Genomic DNA, 14,454 nt, shown 5'->3' on the forward strand with positions numbered 1-14,454 from the left:
GTCCAATTCCGCACAGTGCCATGCGCGTGTGCGCAGGGTTCAGTCTCGTCCCGTCAGGCGACCTAGCCAGCCTGACTTGGTCTCTTCTTCGGCAGCGTCTTCTTGCGGTGGCGGACCTTCGAAATATTCTTGAAGATTGGCGAAAAACTGATCGGCCATCTTCTTGGCAAACCCATCAATCAGGCGGCTGCCCAGCTGAGCCAGTTTGCCACCCACCTTAGCCTCGACCTCGTAGGTCAGAAGGGTGCCACCAGCCTCGCTGGGCGCGAAGGTTACATCAGCGCTTCCCTTGGCAAAGCCTGCAGCGCCCCCCTTGCCCTCACCAGCGATGGTCAGGCGTTCGGGCTCAATCATGTCGGACATGGTCACTGTGCCTTTGAAAGTCGCCTTCACAGGGCCAACCTTTTGCACCACGGTCGCATTATACCCCTCGGTTGGATCACCGGTAATCTCCTGCGCGCCGCTGATGCAGGCTTTTAATACTTCAGGGTCCAGCAACGCAGCGTAAACGGCGGCAGGCGGCGCCTGAATTTCACGGGTATCGCTTAACTGCATCTCTCAACCTCTTTTTAATCCTTCGGCAGACCACAAAGACCTAGCCCTGAAACATCGATGCAGGCAACCAGTTTGCACAAACCAAAGCACGGGATCGGGATTCTTCGCTTGCATTCGCTCCGCCCAACAGAAACCCTGCGCCGCAGGAGGAAGACATGCTGCACGGCATACGCATCATCGAAGTCGAAGGGCTGGGCCCAGCCCCCTTCGCGGCCATGCTGCTGGCGGATATGGGCGCCGATGTCATCACCATCCATCGCAAAGGGTCCGCCGTCACTCCGGGTATGCCTGAACGTTCGCTGCTGGATCGCGGCAAACGATCAATAGCGCTGGACCTCAAAAACCCGCAGGACCTTAGCGTTGCAAAACGGCTGATCGCAACGGCTGATGCGCTGATCGAGGGTTTTCGCCCCGGCGTGATGGAAAAGCTGGGGCTGGGGCCGGAAGACTGTCATTACCTGAACCCAAAGCTGGTCTATGGCCGAATGACAGGCTGGGGGCAGCATAGCCCACTTTCTGAGACAGCGGGCCATGATCTCAACTATATCGGCCTTTCAGGGGCTTTATCCTACGCGTCGCTGCCCGGCCAACCGCCTTTGACGCCCGCAACACTTGTCGGGGATATCGGCGGTGGTGCGATGTATCTGGTTGCAGGTCTGCTCGCCGGGCTTCTGAATGCCCGGAGCACAGGCAAAGGCACTGTGGTGGACGCCGCCATCTACGATGGCTCGGCACACATGATGAATTTGCTGATGAGCCTGCGCCAAACCGGCAACCTGTCCGACACCCGGGGTCAAAGCCTGCTTGACGGACCGCATTGGAGCCGAACCTACGCCTGCGCAGATGGCGGCTTCATCTCAGTTCAGTGTCTGGAGCCAAAATTCTATGCTCACTTCCTGGACATCCTCGGGCTCAGCGATGACGCGGAATTCGCTCAGCAAAATAACCATGCGACGTGGCCCAACCTGACGAAGCGGTTGAGCAAAATCTTTGCCGAGAAGCCGCGCGACGAATGGGCGGCGCTGTTTCAAGGCACGGACGCCTGCGTTGCCCCAGTCCTAAGTCCACAAGAAGCACGAGATCACCCCATGAATTCGGCTCGCCAAACATGGGTCGACCACGACGAAACACGTCAAGCCGCAGCCGCTCCTAGATTCTCAACCTACAACTGGCAACCGCGGCCCAGCCCCAAACGCGGAGAGCATACAAATGAGATTTTGAACGAACTTCCTCCCGCTTCATCTGGCTAAAGATACCTCGGGGGTGAATTGGCCGCAGGCCAAGAGGGGGCTGGCCCCCACGCCAGGCTTACCGCCCGCGCACCGTATCGATCATCAATTGAACGTTCTCAGGGTCCGCATCTGGCGTAATACCATGACCCAAATTGAAGATATGCGGTCCTTTTGAGAAGGCTTCGACAATCCGCCGCGTCTCATCGACAAGCGCTTGCCCGCCTGTCACCATATGCGATGAAGCCAGATTGCCCTGTACACACCCATCGACTTGCACATTCGCAGCAGCCCATTCGGGCGACACAGAATTGTCCAGCGCGACACAATCCACACCGGTGGCCTTGGCGAAACCGATGTAACCCTGATCCGCTTCGCGTGGGAAACCGATGACGGGAATGCCCGGATGGCGTGCCATTATGGCAGCAGTAATCACGCGACAGGGTTCAACGGCGTATTTCTGAAACGCTTCGCCCTTCAATGATCCCGCCCAACTATCAAATATTTTGACAACCTCGGCCCCTGCCTCGATTTGGGCAGACAGGTATTCAATTGTCGCGGCCGTGATCCGATCCAACAGCGCCTCGAACAGCGCAGTGTTTTCTTCGCGCAGCGCATGGGCTGGCCCCTGATCCGGGGTGCCCCGTCCGGCGATCATGTAGGTAGCCACTGTCCAGGGCGCGCCTGCAAATCCGATCAGAGTTGTCTCAGAAGGAAGCTCACGCGAAAGAATACGCACGGTTTCATACACCGGAGAAAGCGTCTCATGAATTGCATCAACGGGCTTCAGCGCATCAAACTCCGACTGCCGTGTAATTGTCGAAAGGCGAGGACCTTCGCCGGTGACAAACCACAAATCCGCACCCAGCGCCTGCGGCAGAAGCAGGATATCAGCAAACAGGATCGCGGCATCAAAGCCGTAGCGGCGAATAGGCTGAAGGGTGACTTCGGCGGCAAGCTCGGGGTTATAGCAAAGAGACAGGAAATCTCCGGCCTGTGCGCGCGTTGCACGATATTCAGGCAAATACCTCCCAGCCTGTCGCATCATCCAGATCGGCGGCACATCCTGCACTTCCCCCGCCAGCGCCCGTAGCAATTTCTTTGTCTCGGCCATTCGTGCCCCCAGTGTTCCGGTTTGGTGCAACGCGTCGGCCCTCAGTGGCAATTTGTCAAGCTCTGCCCCCATTGTCAGGGCAATGTGACGCGACTAAAGCTGTGCGCATGAGTCTTACATTGCCTACCCCCGCATCGCCTCTGAAAATCGGCACCCGTGGATCACCGCTGGCGCTGGCGCAGGCTTATGAAACCCGTCAGAGGCTTGGTGCCGCTTTCGACCTTCCAGAAGATGCGTTCGAGATCGTGGTGATCAAGACCACCGGCGACAACCGCGCGATGATCGATGCGGACCGACCGCTGAAAGAGATTGGCAACAAGGGTCTGTTCACCAAGGAAATCGAAGAGGCGATGCTGAAGGGCGAGATTGATGTCGCCGTGCATTCGACCAAGGACATGCCGGTCGAACAGCCTGATGGGCTGGTGCTGGATACTTTTCTGCCGCGTGAAGACGTGCGCGATGCCTTTATCTCTCCGACGCTGAGTTCGATTCACGACTTGCCCGAAGGCGCGGTTGTCGGGACGTCTTCGCTGCGCCGTCGGGCACAGTTGCTGAACCGGCGGCCCGATCTGAATGTGGTCGAGTTTCGCGGCAATGTTCAGACTCGCCTGAAGAAGCTGGCCGATGGCGTGGCCGATTGTACCTTTTTGGCCATGGCCGGATTGCGCCGCTTGGATATGAAAGACGTCCCCGCGACTGCCATATCACCTGATGACATGCTACCTGCCATTGCGCAGGGCACCATCGGCATTGAACGGCGCAGCGACGATAACCGCACCGCCGAGATGCTGGCGGCGATTCATCATGTCGAAACAAGCCAACGCCTTGCGGCTGAACGCAGCCTGCTGGCCGGGCTGGATGGCTCATGCGAAACACCGATCGCCGGTCTGGCACAAGTCCAAGATGGCCAACTGCATCTGCGTGGAGAAGTTCTGCGCCCGGACGGTTCCGAGGCGATCAGCGAAGAAGCCACCGGGGCGCTCGAAGATGGCGCAAAACTGGGTCAGACAATGGCCGCCTCTCTGCTGAAACAGGCCGGACCAGGTTTTTTCGACTGGCGCTAAGAAAAAATTTAAACAATTTCAGGGTAATGTGAACTTCTTCACTGTCTACCCCGCCGAATTCGTTAAATATAGGGATAGAAGGTCGATCTCGAATATATCGAAAGTTTTAGCCCGTGTTGTTTTAGATGGTATTCGAGGGGGCGAGATTGATACTTCCGGCGGGGCGCAGTTGATTTTCAACAGCGCCCCGTTCTCTTTTCCAAAGCATATGGCGAAGTACTTACTCTGCACCTTCACGCAGACCATGATGATGAATAAACACCGGCCGCGCATGAAGCACCTCTGATCGGAAATCCGCCATGCGCCCCGGTAGCGCGCGATAGAATGATGCCAAACCTGGCTCAACCGCCATCGCATGCTTGGCACATTCCTTGCACAACCCAGCGACTACGGTCTGTGATTTCCGTGCGCGTATCGCCTCTAGTAGACCTATGTGTGCGGTCTGCAGCTTTTGAAACGATGCACTGCCTGCAACTTCTCGATCTCCGACCAGTACATAAACAGGCTCTGGCTCGCTTTTGCCTTTCAAATCCACGAAGCCCGCCTCTAGCAGCGCAAGATCAGAATTGGTGACACGGCGAATAGAGTCTGAGACCAGAATATCATAATCCACATGTCGGCAGTTTTGTTCGATCCGCGCTGCCACATTCACCACATCTCCGATTACTGTATAATTGAACCGGCGCCGCGAGCCGATATTGCCTACGCAGGCGGCTCCGGTTGCGCAGCCTGTCGCCAGAGCGATGGGAGGACGCCCGCGCATGATGGGCAAAGTGTTGAACTTATCTAACGCGCCGCGCATCTTCAGCGCGGCCAAAGCAGCGCGGCACGGGTGATCATCCACGGGCAGCGGTGCATTCCAAAAAGCCATAACCGCATCGCCGATGAACTTGTCGATCGTTCCACGCTCGACCAGAATCTGATCCCCGATCTCTGAGAACAGCGCATTCAGCAAGGCCACCAGATCGGTGGCTGATACAGACTCGGACAATGGCGTGAAGCCCCGAATGTCCGAAAACATCACCGTGATCTCCTGAGATTCACCTCCCAATTGCAGCTGATGCCCGTTGGCCTCCATCTCATCGAGGATTTCCGGTGCGACATAATGCGAGAAAGTCTGGCGGATCACCCGCTTCTCCCGCTCGGTCGAAACAAAGAGGTACCCGGCCAGAAGCCCGAAATTGGCCATACCTCCTGCCAAAGGGAAGGTCGCATCAAACAGAACCGACTGGTTCTGGAACGCCAACCAACTGATGGCAATCACGGCCGATGCGGCCACACCGCCTGCAGCAAAAGAAGCGACCGCCCCATAGTTGGACATGACCACTGTGACAACGACGCCCAGGATCACGAACGCCAGCAGCTCAAGTGCAGAGGTAACATCCGATCTGCTCAGCACATCGCCAAGGATGATCTGTTCGATAATCTGGGCGTGGATCGAAACACCGGGAACAGATTCACCCAGTGCCGTTTCGCGTATATCGAACAAGCCCGCCGCAGAGGTGCCGACCAGAATGATCCGTCCTTCTATCTCTGACTGAAGCGTTGGATCACTACCGCTGCGCATGACATCATCGGCCGACAGATAGAGGCCAGGATTGTCCCGCCTGTAACGCACCCAGATCTCGCCATTCTCGGTGGTCGGCAGCACAAAATCACCCAGACCAACCTCAAGCATGATGCCGATCTCGTCCTGCGATCCTTCGGCAAAATAAACGGATTCGCCCATGGCCACCCGCAGGGCTTCAACCCCAAGCGCAGGTAATACACCGTTGGGCCCGGACCAAAGCACAGGGACCCGTCGCACCACACCCAAACTTCCTTGGGGCGAAACATTAACACCCCCGATCCCGGCCGCTTCTTCCCCCAATGGCGGCGCCAGAGAGGTCCAGTGGGCAACGCTGACAAGGCCAGCTGCGGGGTTCTCTCCGATTTCAACTAACCCCGCCTTCGGTACAATGGCCGTACCGCTATCGGTTTGCCGGGCTGCCACACCCAGAACCACTGGCCATTTCGCAACTTCGTCCCCAAATCTGACGTCATTGTCCAGATCGATCGCGGCCTGATCCACCTGCAATAGTCCGGACAAGGTCGGGTCTTGCAACAGTCGCATCGGAGAGTATCGGTCGGGCTCGGCAAACAGCATATCAAAGGCAATCGCAGCGGCACCGTATTCGCCCAATCGTTCGACCATCTGACCCAACAGGGTACGAGGCCATGGCCATTGGCCCCATTCTGCCAGAGACCTTTCATCAATATCTACTACGCGGACCGGCAGATCTGGGTTGTAGGCCCGTGGTGAAATCCGCTGCAGGATATCGAAGTAAATCAATCTGGACATTTGAACGGGATACGGATCCGCGACCCTAATGAAGCAGCCCATCAAGATCAGCCCCAAGCCTACAAGCCTGAATACTAATCGACGCCCAATTTTGTCTCTTATCTTACCCACCACGTTCACCTTCCAGGCGCAGGGGAACATGAAAATATATGTAACCTGATGCTACCAACCAGCTATCGCTGAAGCGTTACCTGCCGTCGCCGTTGCCCTGACACCCGATCCACCGATATTTCCACTGGATGCGTTTACGGATGTTCTCGTTTCACCCGAGGCGCTTACTCCTGCGCGCGCTGATGTCCCGGAACGCCCTTCGGCGCTGGCTGAGGCCCGGTCTGGCGCTTCGGATCGCCCGCTTTCGCGGGCCGCCGACACCTCAGAACGACCTTGTTCCGTTTGCCGCCGCGCTTCGCGCCGCTCTGGCCTTTCAGATTCAATCTTTGGGGCCTGAGCCTGTCTGCCCGAACACCCTTCGGCACTCACCCGAAACGGTGGCAGCAGTTGCGTTTGCGAGCGTATGAAGGGGAAACCACCTTTTAGCGCTTTGTCATACTGCTCCTGATCTATCGGGCGCCCCACCTGACCGCCCGAACCGGTCGCAAAGAGACTGCACTGTCGGCTTGCCGACCGGCATGACCCGCGTCGGCCGCACATCTGAACGGTGCCCTCGATAACCAGCATCGCGCTTTGGCTGCCGGATGTAATCCACATGTCAAATGTCGTTCCCCGCACGGCCATGGTGGCATCGGGCGTTTTGATCGAATAAGCGCGCTTTCTGCTTTTGCCCGAAATGAAACGGAAACTGCCGCCCAGCGCCTGCACGGTGAAGTTTTTTGCCTTCCGATTGCCTCGCAGCATCGAGACATCCAGGATCATTCGCGCGTTCGGACCAACCGCGATCTTGGTTTCATCTACAAACACCAATTGAACCACGCCTGATCTGTCGGTCGAAATAGTATCGCCTGAAACAACATCCATCCCTTCACGCAAGCGTATCTTTTTACCGGCCCGGATAATATCCGCGCCCGGTTTAGCACTGAGCACTTTTCCGATTGATGCGATGGCCGACGCAGGCAGCGTCGCTAGAACCAAGAAAACACAAAACAATTTCAACCAGGCCAAACCCAAGTCCCCTTCCCCCAAAAGGTACCTACCAGGGTGCCAAACACCCCACGCCCGATATCTGTCGCCTCAGAAAGCTAAATCTGAATAGTTATTAGAGCCTTAAAACTAGACAAATATGCGCCAGAACAGGTGGAGTTGGCAAGGTTTTGCATGTTTTTCAGCATTTCGGGGGTTTCGCACCCCTGCTTTCGGTAGCCCCAGCGCTCCTTCTTGTGGGTTTGATCATCGGTATTCAGAAAAATTTTCCAGACATAGAAAATCGCCTTGTATCTGGATGACAGGCAAGGATATACCGGCCAGCGGAGACGTGGCCGAGTGGTCGAAGGCGCTCCCCTGCTAAGGGAGTAGGCGGGAAACCGTCTCGAGGGTTCGAATCCCTTCGTCTCCGCCACCCACCCCTATCTCTGCCTGCGCAGTCCTTCTTTCCCTGTTTTCTCCCGTTTTCCCGGGCGCTTGGGCTATGCCATCTGCCAGAGAGACGACCATGATCCCATAAGCTGGCGCGATTTCCTCGTAACTTCTCTGGAGGCACCATCATGCGCTTCGGTTAGGGCCAAAATTCCCTGCTAACAGGGAGTTAATTGGGAAATACTTCAGATTTGGGCCTTTTGGCTGATTTTGGCTTCTGAATCATCACGTGTTATCAGTGCGTTGCACAAGATTTCCCTGCGCAAGATAACAGGGAACATTTTCGCGATTATCAGGGAAATTCTTAGGAGAAACAGGGAACGCCACATCCAGATCAGGGAAGTCTCTGACCGCCTTTGAAGCCGAACAATCGGGCCTGGGCATCCCAGTCCAGTGGCAGTGGTTTTCGGATGAACCGTTCGAGGGTCAGGTTCGTCGGCTAGCGCCCCTCGAGGATTGCGCTCTGGATCGCGGGCGACAGGAACGCCAGCTGCGATCGGGTGCGAATGTAGGATTCTGCATGCCCCGTCGCCACGGCGATCTCTCTAAGGAGCCTGCCGTCGCGCAATTCGGCTGCCCAGACATGCGCGCGGGAAAGAGCGCGAAGGAGCGTACGATCTGGTTGAGGCTCGCGGTCGCCGATGACGATCTTTCCTTCGACACCGCGTCGCCGAAGTTCGAAGGGAGCCTCGATCATCCGAACTGCACCGTCCATCTCATTGGGCTGCATTTCCAACGCCTTGGCTAGGCAATCCGTATTAAGTCGCAAGACAATGCCGTTTTTCGTGATCTGCTCATCGTCCAAAATCTTCTGCAGAAGATCGGGTGTACCCTCTGAGAGCCGACTGGCGAGTCGACGCGCTTTTGCCAGTATGGCGCCGTCACGTTGCAGATCTGGTCGTGTGCAAATCCGATGGTCCTGGGCGAGCTTGCTGATGCGCCCTGCAATGGCGTTCGCCACAGCATGCTCCAGGGCGTTTGCAGGCAATCGCCAGCCTCGCGGCTCCGTCCCCCCAGAAATCAGCCGGTTTGAGACGTAGTACCGGATCTGCCGTCCATGACGATGGGTGTGCGTCGGGGTCAGTCGATCTCCGGTTTCATCACGGAGTTTCCCGGTGAGCGGTGCAGTGGGCCTGGTACTGAGTTGCTTGGCAGCGGTCTTTCGACTCCGCGGGCGCGCACTGGCAGTCTCCAGTTTTTCCTGGACCCGTTCCCAAACCGCCTCGCTTACGATCGGCTCATGCTGTCCATCCCAGACTTTGGTCTTGTGGCGGATCTTTCCGATGTAGATCGGGTTGCGCAGAGCCGCATAGATCTGGCCGCGCGAGAGTGTATTACCGCCCTGGACCCGCCCGGACTTGAAACGGTGCAGCTTGGAGCGCAGGCCCAACTCATTGGCGCGACGCATGACAGCATTCAGGCAGCCGAGGTCCTCGTAGAGGGCGAAGATCGTCCGCACTGTTTCAGCTTCGTCTGCGTTGATGACGAGGCCGCGGATCTTGGGATCGGCATGCGGATCGTATCCGAGCGGCGGCACGCCGCCCATCCAAAGACCCTTCTTCTTGGAGGCCGCGATCTTGTCCCGGATCCGCTCGGCCGTCACCTCACGCTCAAATTGGGCAAAGGACAACAGAACGTTGAGCGTCAGCCAGCCCATCGACGAGGCGGTGTTGAAGGCTTGGGTAACCGAGACAAAGGAACAACCGGCGGCATCGAAGCGCTCGACCAGCTTGGCAAAGTCGGCAAGGGATCGGGTCAGACGATCAATCTTGTAGACTACAACCATCTGAACGAGCCCCGCGTCGATGTCTGCCAGCAGGCGCTGAAGGCCGGGCCGGTCGAGCGTGCCACCGGAGATGCCGCCATCGTCATATCGGGACTTGCCCGCAACCCAGCCTTCGTGCCGCTGGCTGGCGATGTATGCGGCACACGCCTCGTGCTGGGCATCGAGCGAATTGAAGTCCTGGTCGAGCCCCTCGTCGGAGGATTTACGCGTGTAGATGGCGCATCGGATTCGCGGCTTGCTCACGGTCAACCCGCCCGCTTCAGACCGAAGAAGCGGGGCCCGGACCATCGGGCCCCGGTGATGGCGCGGGCGATCGGCGACAGCGACGCATAGCGCTGACCTTTCCAGAGAAAGCCGCCCTCGACGACATCGACCACATGGGTCGCGCCAATCCATTCGCGGATCAGACGGCCGCCGGGTTTGAGCGCGGGGCTTGTGGCAGACGGAATGTCCCGTGCAGCCTTGGCGAGCCTTGTGACAAAGTCTTTTGGCAACCCGCCACGCTCGTGGGTCTGCACTTCGACGGCCAGGAACCGGCGCAGGAAGGGACTGCTGAGGAGTTTCGGGGCAGGGGTGCCGAAGACCTCTTTCCAGGCGGCGATCAGCGCCGCCCGGTCCAAGGTTTCGATCTCGGCCACGGAGAGCTCTCCGGGCCGTTGGTGATGCGGTAGATGGCGCCAGTGCCGGGCTTGGTGGGTTCCGCGCGGTCGATGCGATACCCCGCCTTCCTGAGCCCGCTCAGCGCCGCCCGGACCGAATGGGGCTGCCAGCCGGTTGCGGACTGAAGGGCGGCAAGATCTGTGCCGGCCTTGCGGCTCCGCAATTTACGCAGGATTGCAGTCTTGCTCACGCGCGAAGGGGTTGATTTGGACTTGGACATTCTTGTTCCTCGTTTTTCCGGGCCTGCGGGATGCCGGCCCTGGTACCGAGATGCGCCCGGGGTCCAACCGGGCGTGGGAGCAGTGACGCTCGTGTCCGCGCTGAAGTCCAGTACGGATTTGCGCTAACCGCGCAATTTGGAGTCTTCTGGAATTTTCACGCCCATGCGCTCCAGCCGTTCCACCAATTCCTGCCGCTTGTTTTTCTGCTCTTCCTCTTTCGCTTGCACGGCTGGGCCTACTTCCAACATGATCCGGATCGCTTCAAGCAGTGACGGTTTGTGCCCTTTGAGACCTTTGCGGCAGAGCGCAAGATAGGCGGCTTCAATACCGTCCAAACGAACAGTCGTGCCGTCTGGCGCGCGGGCGTCGACGGGCTGGGTCAGAATCTGTGCAGCGTCCATCATGAATTCGGACTTCGTCTTCGGCCGACCCTTAGGATTCCCGGATTGACCCTTCTGCCACCGCGTGGACTCAGGAGGGTTGGCGTAGCCTACTTTCTTGTCGTTACTCATTGTCTTTTTCTTTCTGCTTCCTGTGTTCGGCGATCCGCTTGACGGCGCGGAGGATCTTCTTTTTCTCTTCCTCCGGCGAATAGGCATTGGGATCGGCGATACCTGACTCGTCGATGATGCGTCGCTGCAGAGCCATTGCTTGCTTGTCACCATTCAGTGCCAGATCGCGCAGCTTCCACATCAGTGCATCCCGGATCGGCAATTTCTGGTCGTTTTCTTTGACCCGCACCTTGCGATTGAGGACTCGGTTCAGAACTGTGTTCAGGTCTTCCCGCTTGCGCGGGCGACCACGGGGATTGCCCGACTTACCCTTTTTGAAGCGGGTATGTTCGGGCGGGTTCATGTAGCCGACCGCAGATGTGTTTTCGTCTGTCATTCGGCAGCCTCCAAATTCGCATCATCGGCCCCGGCTTGCGCCACCTGCAATCTGAAGAAAGGCGCAAGCAATGACGACGATTAATCTCAGACCGTGGCAGGCTGCCTGCGCCAACAAAGCAATGGACTGGCTCCAGGCCGGCGAAGATCGGCATTTTTTGATCAACGCGGCGCCGGGCGCGGGCAAGACCATCTGCGCCTCGGTCATCGCACAGCGTTTGCTCAATGCGGATCTGATCGATCGGGTCATCGTGATCGCCCCGCGAAAAGCGGTCGTCAAACAGTGGGCGGCGGAATTCAAGCTCGTGACCGGGCGCGCCCCATACTTCAGATCACCGGGGCTGATGAAGAGCCCGAAGAATACCTGACAGAGCCTTGCCGAATAATGGCGTCAGAGACGAGCGGATCGTTAGGGGAAGCCCGCGGCGATAGCTGAAAAACGCCAGCGCAAGGCCGGCAATCGCATAGCACGCCCAAGCGCCCAGACCCCAATGCAGATAGGACCAGACATAAGCCGTGCGCACATTGTCCGCGTCAAGGGCCGTTGTCACGCCCTGAACAACCGATGGGTTGTTCTTGAAGTGCGCGACGGGTTCCGCAACAGCCCATGTCAACATCCCGACACCGATCCCGCTAGCACCAACGAATATGCACATCTCTCAGCCGGGACTCAGCTTCACATCCTGACTGCTCTAATCCTAAGAGCCGAAGGTGCGGGGTATCACAATCATGGATTTGAGAACTCAACGCGGTATAACCGCCGACAGCAGCCTGAGCACGAGATCGCCGCCTCAATCAAGAGGGGGTTGCAGACGGGAATCTGTTTCGCGGGTTATCTTGGTTTCAACGGGTATTGCAATGGCTATTTGGTATTTCTGCAGGCTGCAGCCCTAACGCGCGAGAATGTCGCCAGTATCACAAAACCTGCGGACGCTTCTTTCTAGAAATCTCCGACTATCTGAGCTTCGCAGTTCACGAGTTTACGTTGTCCAGTTTTGAAGCGTAATAGAAGGCAATCGCCTGCGCGCGGTTCTTGATCGACAGCTTGTCGTATATGTTCGACAGATGGAACTTTACCGTGTTGGTCGAAATCTGCAGCTCTTTCGACAATTCCTTGTTAGACATGCCCTGCGCCAGTGCCTCAAGGATAGCGAGTTCCTTGCGCGACAGAGTCTGCAACGGGTTTTGATGCATTTTGCGCACGTCGATATAGGGAAATACCATTTTGCCCTTAGCGACATCGACACAGGTTTCCAGCAAGCCTTCGACCTCGCCCGAACGCGGCGCGAACCCTGCGGCCCCGGCCTGCATAGCCTGACGCGGTACGTCCCCAGCCTCGTCCCCATAGACCACAAAGCGTGGCGCGTTGGTCTGCTCGCGCAGAACCTCAATCAGTTTTGCCGCGCCCAAAGCAGGAAGTTCCCAGGACACGATCCCCACCTGAACCGGCACCCGCATGACTGTGCCCAGAAATCCCTCGGCGGTCGCTGAAGTGGCCACCAGAGAGAATCGCGGGTCGCGCTCGAAGATCTCGGACATGGCCGACAGCACCAAAGGGTTGTTGTTGGCCAGCATGACATCAATGGGGCGTTGAGATGTGTCGGACATTGTTTTCCCGTCTGATTTTATCTAAACCTACCCATTTTGGTGGGGATGCTTTCAGTATACATTGGCATATTTACCAAAATGGGTAGGTTAATACCCACCTAACAAGATATGCTAAAGCTGTAGTAAGTTACGTTGTGCCCCGGCGCAAGTTTCAGTTTTCCTCTGGGTCAAGGCGATCGGCGGTATCGAACACACCCGACGCACAGGAGGAGCACATGACGTTTCAGATTTATCCAACGCTCGACATCCCCGAGACGCTGGCCGCTGGCCCAGGACCGGGAAACACCGACGCACGTGTTTTGCAGGCGTTTGCCAGCGCCGGCGTTGCCGACCACATGCAGAGCGACGTGCTGCGTGGCATGATCGAATGCAAGCACATGCTGCGTCAGATCTGGGGCACCGCCAACACCCATACCTTCGCGGTTGCTGGCACCGGATGGAGTGGGCTGGACACCATGTTCTCGGCGGTGATGCCGGGTGACAAGGTTGTGGCATTCACCAATGGCACCTTCTCGGGCATCGATGCGATGACTCTGCGGATCAAGGCTGCAACACCGGAAGAGCACGCGACCAACCCTCTGGACCCACAAGCCGCGAGTGTCGCCGTTATTGAAATTCCCCACGGCCAGCCCGTCACAGGCGAGATGGTCGAAGAGGTGTTGGCCACGCACAAACCGAAGTGGGCCTTCATGGCGCATTGGGAAACCGGGTCAGGTCGGGTCAACGACCTGCGTGGCTTCTCGGATGCCTGTGAACGCCACGATGTGATGGGTTTGATCGATGCCGTATCGTCGTTGGGTATCGCGGATTTCCGCATCGATGACTATCCGGGTGTCGCGGGATGGGCCTCGTGCCCGCAAAAAGGGCTGTGCTGCCTACCGCTGACCTATGCGCCGGTCAGCTTCACCGACGCCTATATCGACGCGCTGAAGACCTCCGGCGCCTATACATACGTCCACAACCCGATTTTCGAAGCACGCCACTGGGGCATCGTTGACGGGCAAAACGTGGAAAAGGGCACCTATCACCGTACCCATTCGGGCTATGCGGTCGCCGCCTTCCATGAATCGCTACGCCTGACTTTGCAGGAGGGATTGGCCAAACGTGCGCATTCCTATCGCACGCATGAGGCCGTCCTGCGCGACGCCGTCACCGCGATGGGTTGCCAAGTCACATCGGACATGCCCAGCCTTGTGGTGCTGAACCTGCCCGCAGAGCTGGCGGGTCGTGAGATGGAGTTGGTACAGAACTGCCGCGCCCGTGGCTTTGGCATCTGGCCCACGCTCAGCGCCCCGGTTCAAGTCCGTATCGGCATCCTGAACCAGCTAACCCACCAATCGGTCAGTCGCATCGTCAGGCTGTTCGCCCAGGCCATCCGCGAGATGGGCGGCTCAGTTGATTTCGAAGCCATCGAAGCACTTTTGGAAAGTCGCTACGGCACATCTATCGCTGCATAACG

14 protein-coding genes, 1 tRNA gene and 1 pseudogene are annotated in these 14,454 nt (G+C 57.8%); 5 read left to right on the plus strand and 11 right to left on the minus strand.

Annotation, left to right across the window (positions count from 1 at the left end):
- Positions 1 to 39: 39 nt before the first annotated feature.
- The gene (locus ACRZ9U_RS18180; protein ID WP_170395597.1) at positions 40 to 555 is read right to left on the minus strand and encodes an SRPBCC family protein; all 516 of its coding nucleotides are present in this window, start codon (positions 553 to 555) and stop codon (positions 40 to 42) included.
- Positions 556 to 710: 155 nt separating this feature from the next.
- Between ACRZ9U_RS18180 and ACRZ9U_RS18185 the strand changes: the two genes are divergently transcribed.
- Complete coding sequence (locus ACRZ9U_RS18185; RefSeq protein WP_170408415.1) at positions 711 to 1,805, plus strand: CaiB/BaiF CoA transferase family protein; 1,095 nt, start codon at positions 711 to 713, stop codon at positions 1,803 to 1,805.
- Positions 1,806 to 1,863: 58 nt separating this feature from the next.
- Here the strand turns inward: ACRZ9U_RS18185 and hemE are convergent, their stop codons facing one another.
- On the minus strand, positions 1,864 to 2,898 hold the full coding sequence (gene hemE / locus ACRZ9U_RS18190; RefSeq protein ID WP_170408416.1) for a uroporphyrinogen decarboxylase: 1,035 nt from the start codon (positions 2,896 to 2,898) through the stop codon (positions 1,864 to 1,866).
- 107 nt (positions 2,899 to 3,005) lie between these two features.
- On the opposite strand from hemE, the gene hemC reads away from it, so the two are divergent.
- Positions 3,006 to 3,962: a hydroxymethylbilane synthase gene (hemC, locus tag ACRZ9U_RS18195; RefSeq protein ID WP_170408417.1), complete on the plus strand. Its 957-nt coding sequence runs from the start codon at positions 3,006 to 3,008 to the stop codon at positions 3,960 to 3,962.
- Positions 3,963 to 4,182: 220 nt separating this feature from the next.
- Here the strand turns inward: hemC and ACRZ9U_RS18200 are convergent, their stop codons facing one another.
- Positions 4,183 to 6,303, minus strand: coding sequence for a CHASE2 domain-containing protein (locus tag ACRZ9U_RS18200; protein ID WP_480902592.1), 2,121 nt, complete (start codon positions 6,301 to 6,303; stop codon positions 4,183 to 4,185).
- A gap of 162 nt (positions 6,304 to 6,465) precedes the next feature.
- Positions 6,466 to 7,392 carry a FecR family protein gene (locus ACRZ9U_RS18205; RefSeq protein ID WP_480902595.1) on the minus strand — a complete coding sequence of 309 codons (927 nt, stop codon included), beginning with the start codon at positions 7,390 to 7,392 and terminating at the stop codon, positions 6,466 to 6,468.
- A 334-nt stretch (positions 7,393 to 7,726) separates the two neighbouring features.
- On the opposite strand from ACRZ9U_RS18205, the gene ACRZ9U_RS18210 reads away from it, so the two are divergent.
- Positions 7,727 to 7,816: transfer RNA gene (locus tag ACRZ9U_RS18210), tRNA-Ser, on the plus strand.
- 456 nt (positions 7,817 to 8,272) lie between these two features.
- Here ACRZ9U_RS18210 and ACRZ9U_RS18215 read toward each other — a convergent pair.
- The 5 genes from ACRZ9U_RS18215 to ACRZ9U_RS18235 form a co-directional block, all read right to left on the minus strand.
- On the minus strand, positions 8,273 to 9,862 hold the full coding sequence (locus ACRZ9U_RS18215; protein ID WP_480886254.1) for a recombinase family protein: 1,590 nt from the start codon (positions 9,860 to 9,862) through the stop codon (positions 8,273 to 8,275).
- 2 nt (positions 9,863 to 9,864) lie between these two features.
- Positions 9,865 to 10,257, minus strand: a complete 393-nt coding sequence (locus ACRZ9U_RS18220) for a DUF2924 domain-containing protein (RefSeq protein WP_170408419.1) — start codon at positions 10,255 to 10,257, stop codon at positions 9,865 to 9,867.
- On the minus strand, positions 10,221 to 10,499 hold the full coding sequence (locus ACRZ9U_RS18225; protein WP_170408420.1) for a DUF3489 domain-containing protein: 279 nt from the start codon (positions 10,497 to 10,499) through the stop codon (positions 10,221 to 10,223). The genes ACRZ9U_RS18220 and ACRZ9U_RS18225 overlap by 37 nt, the downstream gene beginning before the upstream one ends.
- 123 nt (positions 10,500 to 10,622) lie before the next feature.
- Positions 10,623 to 11,099: a DUF5681 domain-containing protein gene (locus ACRZ9U_RS18230; protein WP_480761829.1), complete on the minus strand. Its 477-nt coding sequence runs from the start codon at positions 11,097 to 11,099 to the stop codon at positions 10,623 to 10,625.
- The gene (locus ACRZ9U_RS18235; RefSeq protein ID WP_170408422.1) at positions 11,005 to 11,388 is read right to left on the minus strand and encodes a DUF5681 domain-containing protein; all 384 of its coding nucleotides are present in this window, start codon (positions 11,386 to 11,388) and stop codon (positions 11,005 to 11,007) included. The genes ACRZ9U_RS18230 and ACRZ9U_RS18235 overlap by 95 nt, the downstream gene beginning before the upstream one ends.
- Before the next feature lie 70 nt (positions 11,389 to 11,458).
- On the opposite strand from ACRZ9U_RS18235, the gene ACRZ9U_RS18240 reads away from it, so the two are divergent.
- Positions 11,459 to 11,755: a DEAD/DEAH box helicase gene (locus ACRZ9U_RS18240; protein WP_480886249.1), complete on the plus strand. Its 297-nt coding sequence runs from the start codon at positions 11,459 to 11,461 to the stop codon at positions 11,753 to 11,755.
- On the opposite strand, the pseudogene ACRZ9U_RS18245 reads toward ACRZ9U_RS18240, so the two are convergent.
- A pseudogene (locus ACRZ9U_RS18245) lies at positions 11,744 to 12,022 on the minus strand (BCCT family transporter); the annotation flags it as partial. The gene ACRZ9U_RS18240 and the pseudogene ACRZ9U_RS18245 overlap by 12 nt on opposite strands.
- 337 nt (positions 12,023 to 12,359) lie before the next feature.
- Positions 12,360 to 12,995 carry a LuxR C-terminal-related transcriptional regulator gene (locus ACRZ9U_RS18250; protein WP_480886248.1) on the minus strand — a complete coding sequence of 212 codons (636 nt, stop codon included), beginning with the start codon at positions 12,993 to 12,995 and terminating at the stop codon, positions 12,360 to 12,362.
- A gap of 215 nt (positions 12,996 to 13,210) precedes the next feature.
- Here ACRZ9U_RS18250 and ACRZ9U_RS18255 point away from each other — a divergent pair, with 215 nt between their 5' ends.
- Positions 13,211 to 14,452, plus strand: a complete 1,242-nt coding sequence (locus tag ACRZ9U_RS18255) for an alanine--glyoxylate aminotransferase family protein (protein WP_170408423.1) — start codon at positions 13,211 to 13,213, stop codon at positions 14,450 to 14,452.
- Positions 14,453 to 14,454: the final 2 nt, after the last annotated feature.

It is taken from the genome of Ruegeria sp. D7, assembly GCF_056534355.1.

Excerpts from the sequence above, each read along its gene's own strand:
- ACRZ9U_RS18180 (WP_170395597.1), bottom strand. The coding sequence starts at position 555 with ATGCAGTTAAGCGATACCCGTGAAATTCAGGCGCCGCCTGCCGCCGTT.
- ACRZ9U_RS18185 (WP_170408415.1), top strand. The coding sequence starts at position 711 with ATGCTGCACGGCATACGCATCATCGAAGTCGAAGGGCTGGGCCCAGCC.
- hemE (WP_170408416.1), bottom strand. The coding sequence starts at position 2,898 with ATGGCCGAGACAAAGAAATTGCTACGGGCGCTGGCGGGGGAAGTGCAG.
- hemC (WP_170408417.1), top strand. The coding sequence starts at position 3,006 with ATGAGTCTTACATTGCCTACCCCCGCATCGCCTCTGAAAATCGGCACC.
- ACRZ9U_RS18200 (WP_480902592.1), bottom strand. The coding sequence starts at position 6,303 with ATGTCCAGATTGATTTACTTCGATATCCTGCAGCGGATTTCACCACGG.
- ACRZ9U_RS18225 (WP_170408420.1), bottom strand. The coding sequence starts at position 10,499 with ATGTCCAAGTCCAAATCAACCCCTTCGCGCGTGAGCAAGACTGCAATC.
- ACRZ9U_RS18230 (WP_480761829.1), bottom strand. The coding sequence starts at position 11,099 with ATGCCTATTCGCCGGAGGAAGAGAAAAAGAAGATCCTCCGCGCCGTCA.
- ACRZ9U_RS18235 (WP_170408422.1), bottom strand. The coding sequence starts at position 11,388 with ATGACAGACGAAAACACATCTGCGGTCGGCTACATGAACCCGCCCGAA.
- ACRZ9U_RS18240 (WP_480886249.1), top strand. The coding sequence starts at position 11,459 with ATGACGACGATTAATCTCAGACCGTGGCAGGCTGCCTGCGCCAACAAA.
- ACRZ9U_RS18250 (WP_480886248.1), bottom strand. The coding sequence starts at position 12,995 with ATGTCCGACACATCTCAACGCCCCATTGATGTCATGCTGGCCAACAAC.
- ACRZ9U_RS18255 (WP_170408423.1), top strand. The coding sequence starts at position 13,211 with ATGACGTTTCAGATTTATCCAACGCTCGACATCCCCGAGACGCTGGCC.